This window comes from Rhizobium sp. R339 (assembly GCF_002211395.1).
Lineage (GTDB): Bacteria > Pseudomonadota > Alphaproteobacteria > Rhizobiales > Rhizobiaceae > Rhizobium.
In genome coordinates this window covers 520,498-535,720 of sequence record NZ_LOKV01000012.1, presented here as the reverse complement: position 1 = coordinate 535,720, position 15,223 = coordinate 520,498, and the positions used below count along the sequence as shown (strand labels likewise).

Genomic DNA, 15,223 nt, shown 5'->3' with positions numbered 1-15,223 from the left:
GTTTGAGTCATCTCAAAAGGGAATTGCCGATTGCCTAACGGGTCCGCCCCACACCCGCTAGCCAATCGTCTGATTTCAAATCGTTTATTGTCAAAACCGCGTTCCGAATAATTGCAGCGGACGGCCACGCCAATCGCGCGCCATCCGACCCGAGCCGTCCAAAGGAAACAGAATTGCTTTTGCTGGAACGCGAACCCGACACATCAAACGAGATGGACGAACCGGCTGTCGTCGCAACCTGGGAAAACCGGGCGCAGATCATCGAAATCATGGGCAGCGCCCTTCAGATGAGCCAAGAATTCCAACATCTCTGGAATAGCAGCGGCGAGACGGGCCGCCTCAGCCAGGACGACACGGACAGATTGGTCGAGCTGCTGCGAGAGATCGGCGACCTCAATGAAGTGCTGATGCGACTGGCTTGAGTCTGGCAATCGGATGCAGAGCCGTTTCAGCAGTTCCGACACAACGGCGCTATCAAGAAATCAACGGTCGATACCCTTGTGACCCTGCCGGCCCTCCTTGATGACGGCTTCCAGGTCGATATCCCTCCCGCCTTGCTGTGAAAGACGTATGGAAAGCCGAGGTTCGGCCATGTTGATCTCCTATACGAGTCCCGCACTCTCGAATAACCCCAATTTTGGACGGTTTCCAGAGCTTACTGAATAGGAAAGCCTAATTCCTACCCTCAAAAGAATTAACCATATCTCAGTTTTCTTGCGAAATAATGCGGTACGTAGATCAGGCCGTCTCGAAGCAGAGACGCCAAAAGTTATTTGGAGACAGTCTTGGCATTTACTATTGCGCGCAGTCTGGTGGCCTTCGGTGTCGCCGTTTCAACAGGTCTTTTCATCTCGATCGGATTGCAGCAATCGGCGCTCGAAAGGCTGAAGGTCAACGGCCCGGTTTACGAGCAGGTCGTCTACGGCAAGGATCTCATCGCCGATATTCTGCCGCCGCCGCTCTTCGTGGTCGAGTCCTACATGCTCTCCTTCGAAGCGAGCAAGTTTCCCGAACTCACCGAGACCAACCTGGCGAAGATCGCCAATCTGAAGGCCGCCTACGATGATCGCCGCGCCTATTGGAAGACCACCCGGCTGCCGCAGGCCTTGAAGGACGAGCTTGAGAACGACGTGCTGGCCAAGGGCGATACGTTCTGGGACGTGATGAACCGCGAGATCATCCCGGCGCTCAATGCGAAGGACGAAGACAAGGCGCACGGCGCGATCGAGCAGCTGCGCATCGCCTTCCATAAGCACCAGGATGCGGTCGAGAAGCTCGTTGCCAATTCCGACGCCTTCCTGAAGGGCGAGGAAAAGAACGCAGCATCGGAAATCGTCACTTGGACGATCTACGCGGGTGCGGCCGGCTTCGGCTCCTTCGCCCTGCTGCTGGTCGGGCTCTATCTCCTGCGCCGCCGGGCCATCGTGCCGCTCGACGGCATGAAGGCCTATATGGGCAATCTTGCCGAGGGCGATTTTTCGACCGACGTTCCCTATGCCAACCGTTCCGACGAGATCGGCGCCATGTCCAAGGCGGTGGCGGTCTTCCGCCGCAATGCGCTGGAACGCCAGGATGCGCAGAAGCGCGAGACGGCGCTTCGCGATGCCGAATTCGAACGTGAACGCAGCCAGATGGCCGAGAAGGCCGCCGAGCAGCAGACACGCGAGACGGTCATCGACCAGCTGACATACGGCCTGGACCAGCTGTCGCACGGTAATCTCGATTGCCGTATCCAGACACCCTTCGCCGCCGCCTACGAGGCCCTGCGCGCAAAATTCAACGACAGCATGAAGGCGCTTTCCGCCTCGATGGCCGAGATCGCCCATACCTCCCGGCAGGTCGGCAATTCCTCGACCGGCATTACCAATGCGGCCGACAGCCTCGCCTCGCGCACGGAGCAGCAGGCCGCGATGCTCGAAGAGGCCACCGCCGCGCTGAAGGAGATGAACGTCAAGACCAAGGATGCCGCGCATCATGCCGGCAGGGCAACCGGGCTGATGGCCGAGACCCGCAGCAGCGCCGAACACTCCGCCGCCGTCGTCCGCGATGCGATCGCCGCCATGGAAAGGATCGAAGGCTCGTCCGCCCAGATCGGCGAGATCGTCAACGTCATCGACGAAATCGCCTTCCAGACCAATCTTCTGGCCCTCAACGCCGGCGTCGAAGCCGCGCGGGCCGGCGAAGCCGGCAAGGGTTTTGCCGTCGTCGCACAGGAAGTGCGTGAGCTCGCCCTGCGCTCGGCCAACGCCGCCAAGGAGATCAGGGCGCTGATTTCCACCTCCTCGACCCAGGTGTCCACCGGCGTGGACCTCGTCAACCGCACCGGCAAGGCGCTTCTGGAAATCGAAGGCCAGGTCGAACAGGTTTCCGGCCTGATCGCCCGCATCGTTTCCGTCTCCTCCGAGCAGGCCGTGGCGATTAGCGAAATCAACACCTCGGTCAGCGCGCTCGACGAGGTCACCCAACGCAACGCCGCCATGGCCGTGGAAACCGTCTCGGCCTGCCGCGCGCTGGGCGGCCAGACGCAGACGCTGGAGGGCGTGGTCGGCCGTTTTCAGATCGATGCGCCGGCCGGCGGGACACGATCGCAGAGAGCGGCCTGACGCCCAGCGGCCTCGAGTATCGACGCCGCAGACGAACCTTATCGGGCGTGCCGCGTTTCACGGCAATGGAAAGTCATTGTCGTAACATCGTACGGTCGCTGCGCCAGGATCTGCCGCAGCGATCTGCGGCGCTGCAAGGGTTCTGATGCCAAGGTCGATCAGCACGAAACGTCTCACTTCGACCGAGCGTGACAGGATCCAGCGCGCCGCGCGCATCGCCCGGCTCATGGATACCGCCGTTCGTCTGCCCGTCCTCGGCGTGAGGATCGGCGCGGATTCGGTGCTCGGCCTCCTTCCCGGCGTTGGTGACATCGCCACATCGCTCATCGGGCTTTACATCCTCAATGAGGCGCGCCGCCTCGGCGTTCCCAACCACAAGCTCGCACGCATGGCCGTCAATCTCGGCATCGATGCGGCCGGCGGGACGGTTCCGCTGGTCGGCGATCTTTTCGACGTCTATTTCAAATCGCATCGCCGCAATGTCGGCATCATCCTCGACCATTTCGGCATCAGCGAAGACCAGCTGAACCGGAGAGCCTGAAGGCCACGTGCTTCGCCGCCGGCCTCCGAAGAATGCGGCCGCTGCCCTTCGCCTAAAGTTCCGCCAAAGCGCCGGCCGTCTTCACGGCGTGATCGAGGACGAATTGCAGCTTGGCGGCGTGGGCGAAACTCGGCTCGTCCGGCTGCCCCTTTTGCACGGCCTCTGCAAATCGCTCAAAATTGGTGATGACCGGTTCGACCTCGATCTTGCGCCAGACCGCTTTGTCGGCATCGGCGCCTTCGCAGGCCCTCAGCGTCGAACCTTCAGGCGTATGCACCACCTCGAGCGCGCCCTTGTCTCCATGCAGGCGCAGGCGCAATTCGTTCAGATGGCCGGTCGCCCAGCGCGTCGCATGGATGACGCCGGCAGCACCGTTTTCGAGTTCGGCCATCATCAGGAAACTGTCGTTTGCGTCGAGATCATACTCGCCGATGCGGTTCCCGGGGCTCTTGTCGAACACCTTGAGATGCGATGCCGCCGCCTTGACGTCGCTTCCGGCGGCAAACACCGCGAAGTCGAGGATGTGGATACCGACATCGCCCAGCACGCCGTTTGAGCCGTGCTTCGTCGACAGCCGCCAGAGCCATTGCGATTCCTTGGTCCAGTCGCCCCAGGCCTTCGAGACCAGCCAGCTCTGGAGATAGGACGCTTCGAAATGGCGGATGGCGCCGAGACGCCCGTCCAGCACCATTTTGCGCGCGGCTTGCAGCGGCGCCACATTGCGATAGGTCAGGTTTACCATCGTGACCTTGCCGGATGCCGCCGCGGCGTCGGCCATCTCCTTGGCCTCGCGGTAGTTGACCGCCAGCGGCTTCTCGCAGAGCACATGCTTGCCGGCGGCGAGGATCTTCATCGTCGTCGAATAATGCGCGCGATCCGGCGTCACGTTGGTCACGGCGTCGAACTCTCCCCAGGCAAGGGCGTCGTCGAGCGACGTGAACGTCAGCGGGATATTATGCCTGAGCGCAAAGGCGCGCAGCCGGACCTCGTCCGTATCGACGGCAGCAACGATTTTGACCCCGGCGATTTCCGAGAAATTCATGGCATGGGTATTCGCCCATCCTCCGGTTCCGAGAATGATCAAGCGCATTTTTGTCCTCATGGTCGTGTTGTTCGCAGCAAAATCGATCGTCTTTCACAAGCGCCGAACGGCGGTGCCAAATGGAAAGATCGGCGCCGACTGTCAGCGCCGTTCTTCCCTGGCCGGCCGCATGCGTCCGCGCCGAAGCAAGCCGTTTCAGCGCCTCAGCGGTAACCGGCTTCGCCGGCCTGGTGCAGTCTCGGGCCGCGTTCGACGATCGGCTCCAGCGCCTTTTCTACCGGCACATTTGGAGCGTCGGTAATGCTCGTCAACGCCGCTTCAGGGTTATAGGCCCACTTCACGCCATTGATCAGCACCTTCTGGATGGTGGCGTCGTGATAGGTCGGATAGGTCTCGTGGCCGGGGCGGAAGTAGAAGATGTTGCCGGCCCCGCGCCGCCAGGTCAGGCCCGAGCGGAACACTTCACCGCCCTGGAACCAGGAGATGAACACGGTTTCCAGCGGCTCCGGCACCGAGAACTGCTCGCCATACATTTCCTCGTTCTCGAGCTCGAAATGTTCGCCGATGCCGGCGGCGATCGGGTGGCGCTGGTTGATCGTCCACAGCCGCTCGCGCTCGCCCGCCTCGCGCCATTTCAGCGCGCAGGGCGTGCCCATCAGCCGTTTGAAGATCTTGGAGAAATGGCCGGAATGCAGCACCAGCAGCCCCATGCCCTCCCAGACGCGCTTGGCGACACGCTCGACCACGACGTCGGAGACGGCGCCATGATCCTTGTGGCCCCACCAGGTCAGCACGTCGGTTTCGGCAAGCCGTGCTTCGCTGAGGCCATGCTCCGGCTCCTGCAGCGTCGCCGTCGTCGCCGAGATGGCGGGATCGGCATTCAGCGCATTGGCGATCGTCGTGTGCATGCCCTCGGGATAGATGCCGCGGACGATTCCATTGGTGGTCTCGTGGATGTTTTCACCCCACACAACGGTGCGAATGGTCACGTCGTTTTCTCCTTGTCGTTAAAGCGGATCGAGCCTTGGGAGGAACATCGATCCTGGGAAGGTCAGGCAGCCTGCATGGCCTCTCGCTCGAGCGCACGGCCCGAACGGTCGAAACGGTGGACATGGCCGGCAAGCGGGGCAAGGCCGCGCATCTGGCCCGGCTCGTGACGGGAGACGCCGGACTCCCGCACGATCAGCGGCTCGTCCGTGCCGATATCCACATAGACGAAGCTGTCGGAGCCGAGGATTTCCGAATGGACTACCGTGCCGCTCCAAACCGGCGACTCGGGCGCGATGCGAATGTGCTCCGCACGTACGCCAATCGTATGGCAGCCATAGGATTGAGCCAGTTCGCCCGACAGAAAGTTCATTTTCGGCGAACCGATGAAGCCGGCCACGAAGAGCGAGTTGGGGCTTTCGTAAAGCTCCAGCGGCGTGCCGATCTGCTCGACGACGCCGTCCCGCAACACACAGATCCGGTCCGCCAGCGTCATGGCCTCGACCTGATCATGCGTCACATAGATCATCGTCGTATTGTGCATGCTGCGATGAAGCTTGGCGATCTCAAGCCTCGTCGCGACTCGAAGCGCCGCATCGAGATTGGACAGCGGCTCGTCGAAGAGAAAGACCTTGGGGTCGCGGACAATCGCCCGGCCGATCGCGACGCGCTGGCGCTGACCGCCGGAAAGCTGCCGCGGCAGACGCTCCAGATAAGATGAAAGCTGCAGCATGCCGGCCGCCTGTTCAACCCGCTTGCGGCATTCGTCCCTGCTGCGTCCCGACAGTTTCATGCCGAACGCCATGTTGTCGAAAACCGTCATATGCGGATAGAGCGCATAGGACTGGAACACCATGGCAATCCCTCTCTTCGAGGGCGCGTGCCGGTTCACCATCACGTTGTCGAAGGCCAGCGTTCCCGACGTAATGTCCTCGAGGCCGGAGATGAGCCTGAGCAGCGTGGACTTGCCGCATCCCGACGGCCCCACGAACACCATGAACTCGCCGCGGCGGATGTCCATCGTCACGCCCTTGATCACCTCGAAAGCGCCGAAGCTCTTGCGGATGTTCTCCAGTCGGATCTCTGCCATGTCCCTACTCCCTCAACCCTTGACGCCGCCGGCGGTCAGCCCCGAAATGATCCGGCGCTGGAATATCAAAACGAGCACCACGACCGGCACGGTAACGATCACCGAAGCCGCCATGATGTTGCCCCAGGGGATCTCGAATTCGCTGTTTCCCGAAAGCAGGGCGATGGCGACCGGGACGGTTCGCTGCGTATCCGACGATGTGAATGTCAGCGCAAAAAGGAACTCGTTCCACGCGGTGATGAAGGCGAGCAGCCCAGTCGTCACCAGCGCCGGCCACATCAACGGCATGAATACCTGGGTGACGATGACCCATGGCGAGGCGCCATCGACGATCGCCGCCTCCTCGATCTCGATCGGCAACTCGCGCATGAAAGTTGTCAGCACCCAGACGGTGAAGGGCAGCGTGAAGATCATGTAGGAGAAGATCAGCGCGAAGGGCGTGTTGAAGATGCCGATCCAGCGAATGAGCTCGAAGAGGCCAGCAAGAACCGCGATCTGCGGAAACATCGACACCGAGAGGATGGTCAGCATCAACAGCGCACGCCCGCGGAAATGCACCCGTGCCAAGGCGAATGAGGCGGTGACCGAAAGCAACAGCGACGCTGAAACCACGACGCAGGCGATCATCGCAGAATTCGCAAGACTGCGAAGGAACCCGCCCTGGCCCATCACCGACGTGTAGTTGCCGAACGAGATTGAGGTCGGCCAATAATCGACCTTGAAAAGGGCCGTACCGGTCTTCAGGCTCGTGAGGATCGCATAGTAGAACGGAAAGACCGCAATGACGACGATGACGGTGACGAGCAGGTAGAAGAGCGCGTTCCTGGTGATCGACAGCAGCATCAGCGTTCCTCCCCGCCGAGCCTGACACGGCCGAGCCAGATATAAAGGATGGTGACGGAGGCAATGATCAGGAAAAGCACCGTCGAGGCGGTGGCGCCGTAGGCGAACTTGTCGAAGTCGAACAGGTTTTCGCGCGCCATGACCGACATCGTCTTGGTCTGCGCATTGTTGGGCGTCAGGACATAGATCAGATCGAAGATGCGCATCGCATCCAGCATCCGGAAGATCACGGCTACCATGATGGCCGGCCGGATCAGCGGCAGCGTCAGACGCCAGAAAACCTTGATCGGATTGACGCCGTCGATCTTGGCCGCCTCGTAGATATCGCCCGGAACCATCTGCAGTCCGGCAAGGATCAGAAGCGCCATGAAGGGCGTCGTCTTCCAGACGTCGACGATCAGCACGGCGACCATCGCCGTCTCCGGATTGGCGGTCCAGGCAATCTTCTCGCTGATCAAGCCGAAGCCGAGCAGGATGTCGTTCAGGATGCCGAACTGGTCATTGAGCATCCAGGCCCACATCTTGGCCGACACGATCGTCGGGATCGCCCAGGGAATGAGGATTGCGGCCCTTACGATCCCGCGCCCCACGAAGCGTGCGTTCAGCACCAGCGCGACGATCAGCCCGAGCATGGTTTCGAGCACCACCGAAAGGAGGGTAAACTTCGCTGTGTTCCAGACGGCTTTCCACCAGACCGGATCGGCAAGCAGCCCGCGATAGACGGTCTTTCCGCTCTTCAGCGTCACCCAAGACAAATAATTGTCAAAGCCGACAAAGCGAGCATTGCCGAGATCGTTGAGCGACGCATTCGTAAAGCTGAAATAGATCGTTCTGAACAACGGCCACCCGGCAACGATCGCCAGGATCAGCAGCGTCGGCGCGAGAAACATCCAAGCCGATCGAACCCGCTCGGATCGCAGCTCTGTAGAGGTTCTGAGGGTGGAAATCCTTGGTGCAACTGCTTGCGAAACTACGATTTCAGTCATGAAATGCCTCTCCCGTCCGCTCGTTCGAAACCGGGCCGGCGGCTTCACAGCCGCCGGCCGGAATCTCACCAGGCGTCGCCCTTGAGGGTCGTGAGGTCGGCTTCGAGAAGCTCGAGGTTCTCGGCGGCCGAGCCGCTACCGGAGAGCGTGTTGTGCACGGCCGTCCAGAACTTCGAAGAAACTTCGTTATACTTGACCTTGGCGGTCGCCGAAGGACGCGGCACGGCATCCTGGAAGATGGGTTTCCAGTTCGGCATGAAGGGCTGCGCGGCGGCAACGTCCTTGTCGTCATAGAGGTCGCTCAGCGTCGGCAAGTTGGACAGCTCGATGGCGCGCGCCTTTTGAACGTCCTTCGACGCCAGGAATTTTACCAGCGCGACGGCTGCTTCCTGCTTTTCGGAATATTTCGAAACCGCTAGGTTCCAGCCGCCAAGCGTCGACGACGGCTTGTCGCCGGCCGCCGCAACCGGCAGCGTCATGACATCGAACTTGCCCTTCACGGCGCTGTCGGCGCCATTGCCGAGAGCATAGGCATAGGGCCAGTTGCGCATGAAGACGGCGTTGCCGGTCTGCCAGACGCCACGCGATTCTTCTTCCTGATATGCGAGCACGCCGGGCGGCGAGATCGTGCCGATCCAGCCCTTGGCGCGTTCAAGCGCAGCTGCCGCCTTCTCGTTGTTGATTGAGATCGTCCCATCCGGCTCGACGATCTGGCCGCCGCCCGAAGACTTCACCCATTCCAGCGCGTTGCAGGTCAGCCCTTCATAGGAGTTGCCCTGGAAGACGTAGCCCCACAGGTCTTTCTGTCCGGCCTGGCGTTCCTTCTCCTGAACCTCCTTGGCTGTCGCGGCCATCTCGTCCCAGGTCTTCGGCGGCTGCTTGCCATATTTTTCGAGCAGGTCCTTCCGGTAAAACAACGCCGGAGCGTCGGTAAAGAGCGGCAGCGCCACGAGCCGGCCGTTGACCGTCTGCGAGGCGATGATCGACGGGAAGAACTGGCCGGCCACGTCCTTGGTGGCCCCCTTCAAATCGATGAACTGGTCGGCAAGCTGCGGCGCCCAGATGACGTCGGTCTGATAGACGTCGATGTCCTTGTTTCCGGCGGCAAGCCACAGGCGATATTGGGAGAACTGCTCGCTGCTCGATGAGGGCATGGTGACGAGCTTGACCTGATTGCCGGTCTCCTTCTCGAAAATCGCCAGCTGCTTGTTGAGGAATTCGACGTTTTTTCCCGTGGTGTTGGCGGCAAATGAAATCTCGGCGGCACGGATCGGACCGGCGACCGCTATGACGACGCCGAGCGCCGACAAGCCTATTGCAAACTTTTTCATGATCTCCTCCCAGAAATTGAAATCGATTTGGCCCGCAGACAATTGCAAAAGGTTCCGCCGCCGTCAAGCCGCCAAATTGGCACTTTTTAGTTGCTCACACCGACAGCGTTGGCGAAAAATGCAGCTTAAAAGGCAATTCGAAGCTTACCGATGCCTGGCTTCTCCGCACACGACTTGAAACCGTTTTCAATTATCTTCGAATTGGCACTTGGCCGTTGCGCATCGTCGATGCATCGTCCATTGATTTCCCGGACAAAGAAGACACCGATGAAACTTCGTGAATTTGCAAAGCAGCTAGGGCTTTCTCCGACGACGGTCAGCCGTGCACTCAGCGGCTATCCGGAGGTGAGCGAAGCCACGCGTGCGCGTGTTGCAAGCGAAGCGATAAGACTTGGCTATCGCCCCGATATCAACGCCGTGCGGCTAAAGACCGGACGAGCCGGAGCGATCGGCGTGATGATGGCGCGCTCGGGAGAAATCCATTTCGCTGAATTCATGTCGGGCATGGCGCAGCGCCTGGAAACGGCTGATACGGATATTCTCATCACGCCCATCACTGCGCACAATGATGACGACGAGATGCAGGCCTACAGACGCTTGGTCGAAAGCCGCCGCGTGGACGCGGTGATCATTCATTCGCCTCGTCCCAAGGACCCGCGGATCGAGCTGCTCAGCAGTTTGCGTCTGCCTTTTTTGGTTCACGGCCGCTCGGAGACCGAGCACGTTCATGCCTGGCTCGACATCGACAATGAAGGTGCCGTGCGCAGGTCTACCGAACACTTGCTCGATCTCGGGCACCGCCGCATCGGCATGATCAACGGCCTCAAGGGCAAGACCTATTCCATCCATCGCGAACAGGGTTTTCGGATTGCCCATCAGGAGCGTGGGCTCATCGCCGATCCCAACATGATGGTCTGCGATAAATTTTCCGACGAGAGCGGCTTTCGCCATGCCCGCTCCTTCCTCGAGAGAGCGAATGCGCCGACCGCCATCGTCGCCGGTTCCACGATGACGGCGCTTGGAGTTTACCGCGCCGTCCGCTCGCTTGGGATGACGGTGGGACAGGATGTTTCCGTCATCGCCCATGACGACGTCTTCCCTTATCTGACCGCCGAAAACATGGTGCCGTCGCTCTCGACAACCCGATCCTCCATGCGAGCCGCCGGCACACGCTGCGCCGAGCTGGCGCTGCAGCTCATCGCCGGCCGCGCCGCCGAAGAGATCCATGAATTATGGCCGGTCGAGCTGATCCTGCGAGAAAGCACTGCGCCGCCGCGATAACTGGGCGGCTTCTGTCGCCGCAACCTTTCGTCCAGCCCGCCAATCGGACTGAAAAAGGTGAGTTTACCGGATGAGGCAACGGCGCAACGGCCTTGCAGCTGAAATCCATTAGCCGGCATGTCGTTTTACCCCACCATTGGTCCGCACCAGCGCCATCAGCATCGGCCCGATCGCGAATTCGCCTCTCTCGGTCCTGCGGGTGAGATCGCGGAGATAACCGCCGGGCGAGTTGATATGGCCTCCTCGTTCCAGGATGCAGGCGATCACGGTTGCGGCGTTTTCCGGCCCCATGCCGACGCAGGCTTCCTCATAGGCTGAGGGGCTGACGCCGAGCATCGAGCGCACGACGACGGCGGCCGACATCAGGTCGCGCCAATTGCCGATCGCGCCGCCCGGCCCATAATCGAGAATGGCAGGGCAGGCCTGCAGGACGAGGCCGAGCGGGAAGGATTTCAGGCCGTGGCCAGCGGCCACAGCGGCATCCGGCATCTTGCCAGCAGGTCCCGCGGAAGGCCTCAGCGGTTTCAGCCTTCGCACATCCAGCGGTTCGGCCATCCCCTCATTGTTTGTCACCGCCGTTTCGCCCTGCTTCGTATCGAAGCTTGGTTCAAGTTCATAAATGGATTTGGGGTTTGAATTCTGTTTGTGACGCTCAATTTGAGACTCATTGGCGTCTATTTTTTCTCGTTTAATGTGTCTTTCCAGCAGGTTGACCGCTTCGTCACGCAGCAAGCCCATTTCGTCGAGCAACGATATCAGCTCTTCGATGCTAGCCATGCGCGGGATCCTCGCGACAAGATCGCGAAACATCATCGTCATCTGCTCCCAGTCGCCGGGAACGGCTTCATCGATGGCCGTGGAGATCAGCTTGGAAATATCGCGCCGGCAGACCGTCAGGCGTTCTCTCGTCGCCCGGAGCAGTTCCCGGTCGGCAATCGCCTGGGCCGCAAGGTTTTCGATTTCGGTGGCGCGGGCCAGAAGCGGCGCGACGCTGAAGCCGAAGGCCTCGCCGATCGCCCCTGCCCTGTCGCGGCGGGCATAACGTTTTCCGTTCGGGCTGTCCTTGCGCAGGATCAGACCGGCCTCGACCAGGACGGCAAGATGGCGCCGCAGCGTCGCCGGCGTCATGCCGCGGGCACGCAGCGAAAGCTGTGCATTCGAGGGAAAGACGATCAGGCCTTTCTCCTCGGAGATTTCATCGTCGGGATAAAAGGTCAGCAGCGCGTCGAGCACCGTCAGCGCCCGATCGGTCACGCCGAGCGCCGGCCGCGCCTCGCAGATTGCCCTGAACAGTTTCCACTTGCTGCGTTTCATCCCCGGCTCGATCGTCTCGGCCAGTTGCTGGCTTGCCAGCATGCCAAGCGACATCGGCCGCCGCCCAAAGGGCGTCGTCACATATCCACTCTCCATTGCCTTCACCTTCGTTCAGGCAAAAGAAAACCATCCACCAATTTGGTGCCTAGGACGCTTGACTGTGATTCGTGGAAATGCGATTCTCGATGTGCTTAAGATCTGAGAAGGGCTTCCACGACGGCGTCGTTGGGGGCCTTTTTCTTTTGCGCGTTACGCTCCTCTGTTCTTTTTGAACTCCTGGAACAGGCCTTGCAGCCTTTCCTGGACGAATTGATCGAAACCGGGCGCGGTCTTGCTGTCGAAGACGAATGTCGCGCCGGACGCTGTTTTCTTGATCATTACAGGCACGCCGCTGACTTCGGATTTGGCCGCAGCCGGCTTCGGCGCCGCTTTCTTCTTCGTCGCCAGAGCAAACGCCTTATGAAACCGCTCGTCGCTCGACATCCTGCGCACGTCGTCCGCGGACAACTCGGCGATGATCTTGCCGATATCGGCGCTCTCAAGCTGCTCGCCGAACTCCAGCCACCGCCGGCGGCCGATATCGGGCGCTGCGCCAATGGCGTTGATGAGCTCCATGGGAACCTGGCGCATGACGATCAGCATTCGCGACAGCGCCGCCTTATCCACACTGAGCGCGGCCATGATCGTGTCGCGGCCGAAGCCGCGTTCCTCGAGCCGCGAGGCGAAGAGCGCGCGCTCGATATAGGAGAGGTTGGTCCGGGCGCTGTTTTCCTGTCCCTGGCTGACAACCAGCTGGCCGTCGGTGAGATCGCGGACGACCGCGCGCACCCGGATGCCGATCTCTCTCGTGGCCGCCAGACGGCGATGGCCGTAAGCGACCTGATAGCGGCCCTTGGTTTCGGGGTGCGGACGCACGAGGATCGGAACCTGCTGCCCATGCTCGCGGATCTGCTCGACGAGATCGGCCAATTCCGCCGCGTCGATCGCCAGGCGGTCGCTGACGAAGGAAGCGTCGATCAGGCCGGGATCGAGCTCGACGATGATCTGGCCCGCCGCGAGCTGCCGTTCCAGCTCGCTCGCCCGCTCCATCTTCTCGGTGATATTGCCGAGCGTCTTGGTAATACCGCCGACCGGCGCGCCGACACGCTCCTGCGGCACGAAGCCGGCAATCGGGCGATTGTCGCGGGGCGCGACCGCTTCTGCCCTTGCCGGACTCGGAGCCGAGATTTCGATGAGGTTCTTACGCGCCATGTCTATCTCCTCCCCCAGGTGGAACGAACATGCGCTTCGATCTCACCATTCACGAGGTTCAGCGACTCCAGCGCCCGGTCATAGGTTCCACGGGTGAATTGCGACCGCTCGACCTCATAGAGAGTCTGCTTGGTGACGCCGGCGTCGGAGACTGCCGTCGACTTCACCATGGCGTTGTGGAGCATGCGATTGCCGAAGATCGCCCGCATGAAGCCGGTCATCTGGCTTTGCGGCCCGTCATTCGGTTCGAACCGCGTCACGAGATAGCGCATCCAGTCATAGCTGGTGCGCCCGCCTGCCTTCTCGACGACAGACATCAATTCGCTGGTCATCGTCAGGAACTGCGACATCGACATGACGTCGAGCATCTGCGGATGGACGGTGATCAGAACCGAGGTCGCGGCGCAGAGGGCCGACATCGTCAGGAACCCGAGTTGCGGCGGGCAGTCGATGACGACGACGTCGTAGAGGCTTTCGATGTCCGTCAAGGCCTCGCCGATCCGGGCAAAGAACATCGTCTCGGCCGTGCCCGAGGCCATAGCCTTCGGCGTCTCGTGCTCGAATTCCATCAGCTCGAGATTGCCGGGAATGAGATGCAGGTTCGGGGTGTAGGTGGCGCGCACGATGTCGGCGATCGGGCGTGGATCCTCATAGCGGATCGCGCCGTAGATCGTCTCGCCCTCGCCAACGTCGAACTCCGGCTGATGGCCGAAGAGCGCCGACAGCGAAGCCTGCGGATCGAGGTCGACGGCGAGCACACGGTAACCCCGAAGCGCCATGAACTGGGCAAAATGGGCCGCGGTCGTGGTCTTGCCCGAGCCGCCCTTGAAATTCATGACGGAGACGATCTGGAGCTTTTCGCCTGGCCTGCGGGCCGGCACATATTTCGGCGTTCCGTTCCGCTCGTCGAGGACACGGCGGATCCGGTCCATATCGGTTGCGCTGTAGAGCCGCCGTCCGTTTGCCAGCGGATCCGGGCCATGACCGTCGGCCGCCACCTGCCTGAGATAACCTTCGCCAATGCCGATGAAGGCTGCGGCCTCGGCCGGAGAAAACGTCCGGATCGTCTTTTGCGACAGCGGGGGAAAGATTTTGGCCTGATGCTGCTGAAGTTGATAGGATAACTCCTTGGCATCCGTTGCCAGAAGCGACGGGAGGTGCTCTTGATCATCTTGAAGAGCAAGACTCGGCTGCATGATCTTTTTCCCAAGTAACTGCGCAATTTTGAACGAAAGCGCTTCAGTTGCGCAGTTACTATATGCCGCGATTCGTGACCGAATTACAAATGCTTAACCAAAGCAGGCGTCGAGGCATGCGAAACGAGCCCGCAAATTGAGCGAATTAGCCGACAAACAGGCAGGTGATTCGCACCTGTCCGAGGCTATGGCAGACAAGGCCGATCTCCTCGTTATGCACATGAAATTCATTGATTTTCACAATGCCGCCAGCAGGGCCGGAAAGGCTCCATCCGGCTATTGCCCATCATCCTTCAGGTAGTTCTGGCCGTTGATGACAAGCAGCCCATCGGAACCCTTGTCCGGCGCGAAAATGCTCAGGCTCTCGGTCTTTCCGGCGGCGTCGGTCAGATCGAGGCGATAGCCGGAAAGCCTATAGCGGCCGCTGGAACCGGGCCGCTCGCCCGATACTGTCACGCCCGATCGGTAGGCGCAGCGAATGCGAGCGGGCAGGAGAAGAGGCCGAAAAGAAAGCCGAGGATTTGTCCAATCCCGCAGGCCCGATCGATACACCCTTTGCCCATACGCCCCTCTCCGGTTCCGGCTGCCGCCGACGGGATTTGGAGCGGGTCGCAGCAATTTCAACTTCAGGCTTTTATGAAGCTTTTTTGAACGCATCGACAGAGGCGGCTCAGGAATCTGCGCGGCAACTTCAAATGAAAACAGCTGCGTCAGCTGTCTGCATCCCGCATCAGCCGCGGCCCTTCCATTTCCGGTTA

13 protein-coding genes and 1 pseudogene are annotated in these 15,223 nt (G+C 60.8%); 4 read left to right on the top strand and 10 right to left on the bottom strand.

All coding sequences use genetic code 11. The features are described from left to right. The first annotated feature begins 173 nt into the window (after positions 1–173). From ATY76_RS16575 to ATY76_RS16565, 3 genes are all read left to right on the top strand, one after another. Positions 174–422, top strand: coding sequence for a hypothetical protein (locus tag ATY76_RS16575; protein WP_088675814.1), 249 nt, complete (start codon positions 174–176; stop codon positions 420–422). A gap of 363 nt (positions 423–785) precedes the next feature. After that, a complete protein-coding gene (locus ATY76_RS16570) occupies positions 786–2,603 on the top strand; it encodes a HAMP domain-containing methyl-accepting chemotaxis protein (RefSeq protein ID WP_088675813.1) in 1,818 nt (605 codons plus the stop codon). Between the two features lie 145 nt (positions 2,604–2,748). Next, on the top strand, positions 2,749–3,144 hold the full coding sequence (locus ATY76_RS16565; RefSeq protein WP_088675812.1) for a DUF4112 domain-containing protein: 396 nt from the start codon (positions 2,749–2,751) through the stop codon (positions 3,142–3,144). 52 nt (positions 3,145–3,196) lie between these two features. Here the strand turns inward: ATY76_RS16565 and ATY76_RS16560 are convergent, their stop codons facing one another. The 6 genes from ATY76_RS16560 to ATY76_RS16535 form a co-directional block, all read right to left on the bottom strand. Then, positions 3,197–4,234 (bottom strand): Gfo/Idh/MocA family oxidoreductase, encoded by a 1,038-nt coding sequence (locus tag ATY76_RS16560; RefSeq protein ID WP_088675811.1) that lies wholly within the window; start codon positions 4,232–4,234, stop codon positions 3,197–3,199. A 155-nt stretch (positions 4,235–4,389) separates the two neighbouring features. Then, entirely contained in the window at positions 4,390–5,175 is a 786-nt protein-coding gene (locus tag ATY76_RS16555) for a ThuA domain-containing protein (RefSeq protein WP_088675810.1), read from the bottom strand. A 62-nt stretch (positions 5,176–5,237) separates the two neighbouring features. Next, a complete protein-coding gene (locus ATY76_RS16550; RefSeq protein WP_088675809.1) occupies positions 5,238–6,263 on the bottom strand; it encodes an ATP-binding cassette domain-containing protein in 1,026 nt (341 codons plus the stop codon). Positions 6,264–6,275: 12 nt separating this feature from the next. After that, a complete protein-coding gene (locus tag ATY76_RS16545) occupies positions 6,276–7,106 on the bottom strand; it encodes a carbohydrate ABC transporter permease (protein WP_088675808.1) in 831 nt (276 codons plus the stop codon). Further along, complete coding sequence (locus ATY76_RS16540; RefSeq protein ID WP_088675807.1) at positions 7,106–8,092, bottom strand: sugar ABC transporter permease; 987 nt, start codon at positions 8,090–8,092, stop codon at positions 7,106–7,108. The genes ATY76_RS16545 and ATY76_RS16540 overlap by 1 nt, the downstream gene beginning before the upstream one ends. Positions 8,093–8,157: 65 nt before the next feature. Beyond that, positions 8,158–9,423, bottom strand: coding sequence for an ABC transporter substrate-binding protein (locus ATY76_RS16535; RefSeq protein ID WP_088676080.1), 1,266 nt, complete (start codon positions 9,421–9,423; stop codon positions 8,158–8,160). 267 nt (positions 9,424–9,690) lie between these two features. Between ATY76_RS16535 and ATY76_RS16530 the strand changes: the two genes are divergently transcribed. Then, positions 9,691–10,704, top strand: a complete 1,014-nt coding sequence (locus ATY76_RS16530) for a substrate-binding domain-containing protein (RefSeq protein WP_088675806.1) — start codon at positions 9,691–9,693, stop codon at positions 10,702–10,704. 108 nt (positions 10,705–10,812) lie between these two features. On the opposite strand, the gene repC is transcribed toward ATY76_RS16530, so the two are convergent. The 4 genes and pseudogenes from repC to ATY76_RS16510 form a co-directional block, all read right to left on the bottom strand. Beyond that, entirely contained in the window at positions 10,813–12,114 is a 1,302-nt protein-coding gene (gene repC / locus ATY76_RS16525; protein WP_088675805.1) for a plasmid replication protein RepC, read from the bottom strand. A gap of 153 nt (positions 12,115–12,267) precedes the next feature. Then, complete coding sequence (repB, locus tag ATY76_RS16520) at positions 12,268–13,269, bottom strand: plasmid partitioning protein RepB (protein WP_088675804.1); 1,002 nt, start codon at positions 13,267–13,269, stop codon at positions 12,268–12,270. Positions 13,270–13,271: 2 nt separating this feature from the next. Further along, positions 13,272–14,465 (bottom strand): plasmid partitioning protein RepA, encoded by a 1,194-nt coding sequence (repA, locus tag ATY76_RS16515; protein ID WP_088675803.1) that lies wholly within the window; start codon positions 14,463–14,465, stop codon positions 13,272–13,274. Between the two features lie 276 nt (positions 14,466–14,741). Next, a pseudogene (locus ATY76_RS16510) lies at positions 14,742–14,930 on the bottom strand (hypothetical protein); the annotation flags it as partial. Positions 14,931–15,223 lie beyond the last annotated feature (293 nt).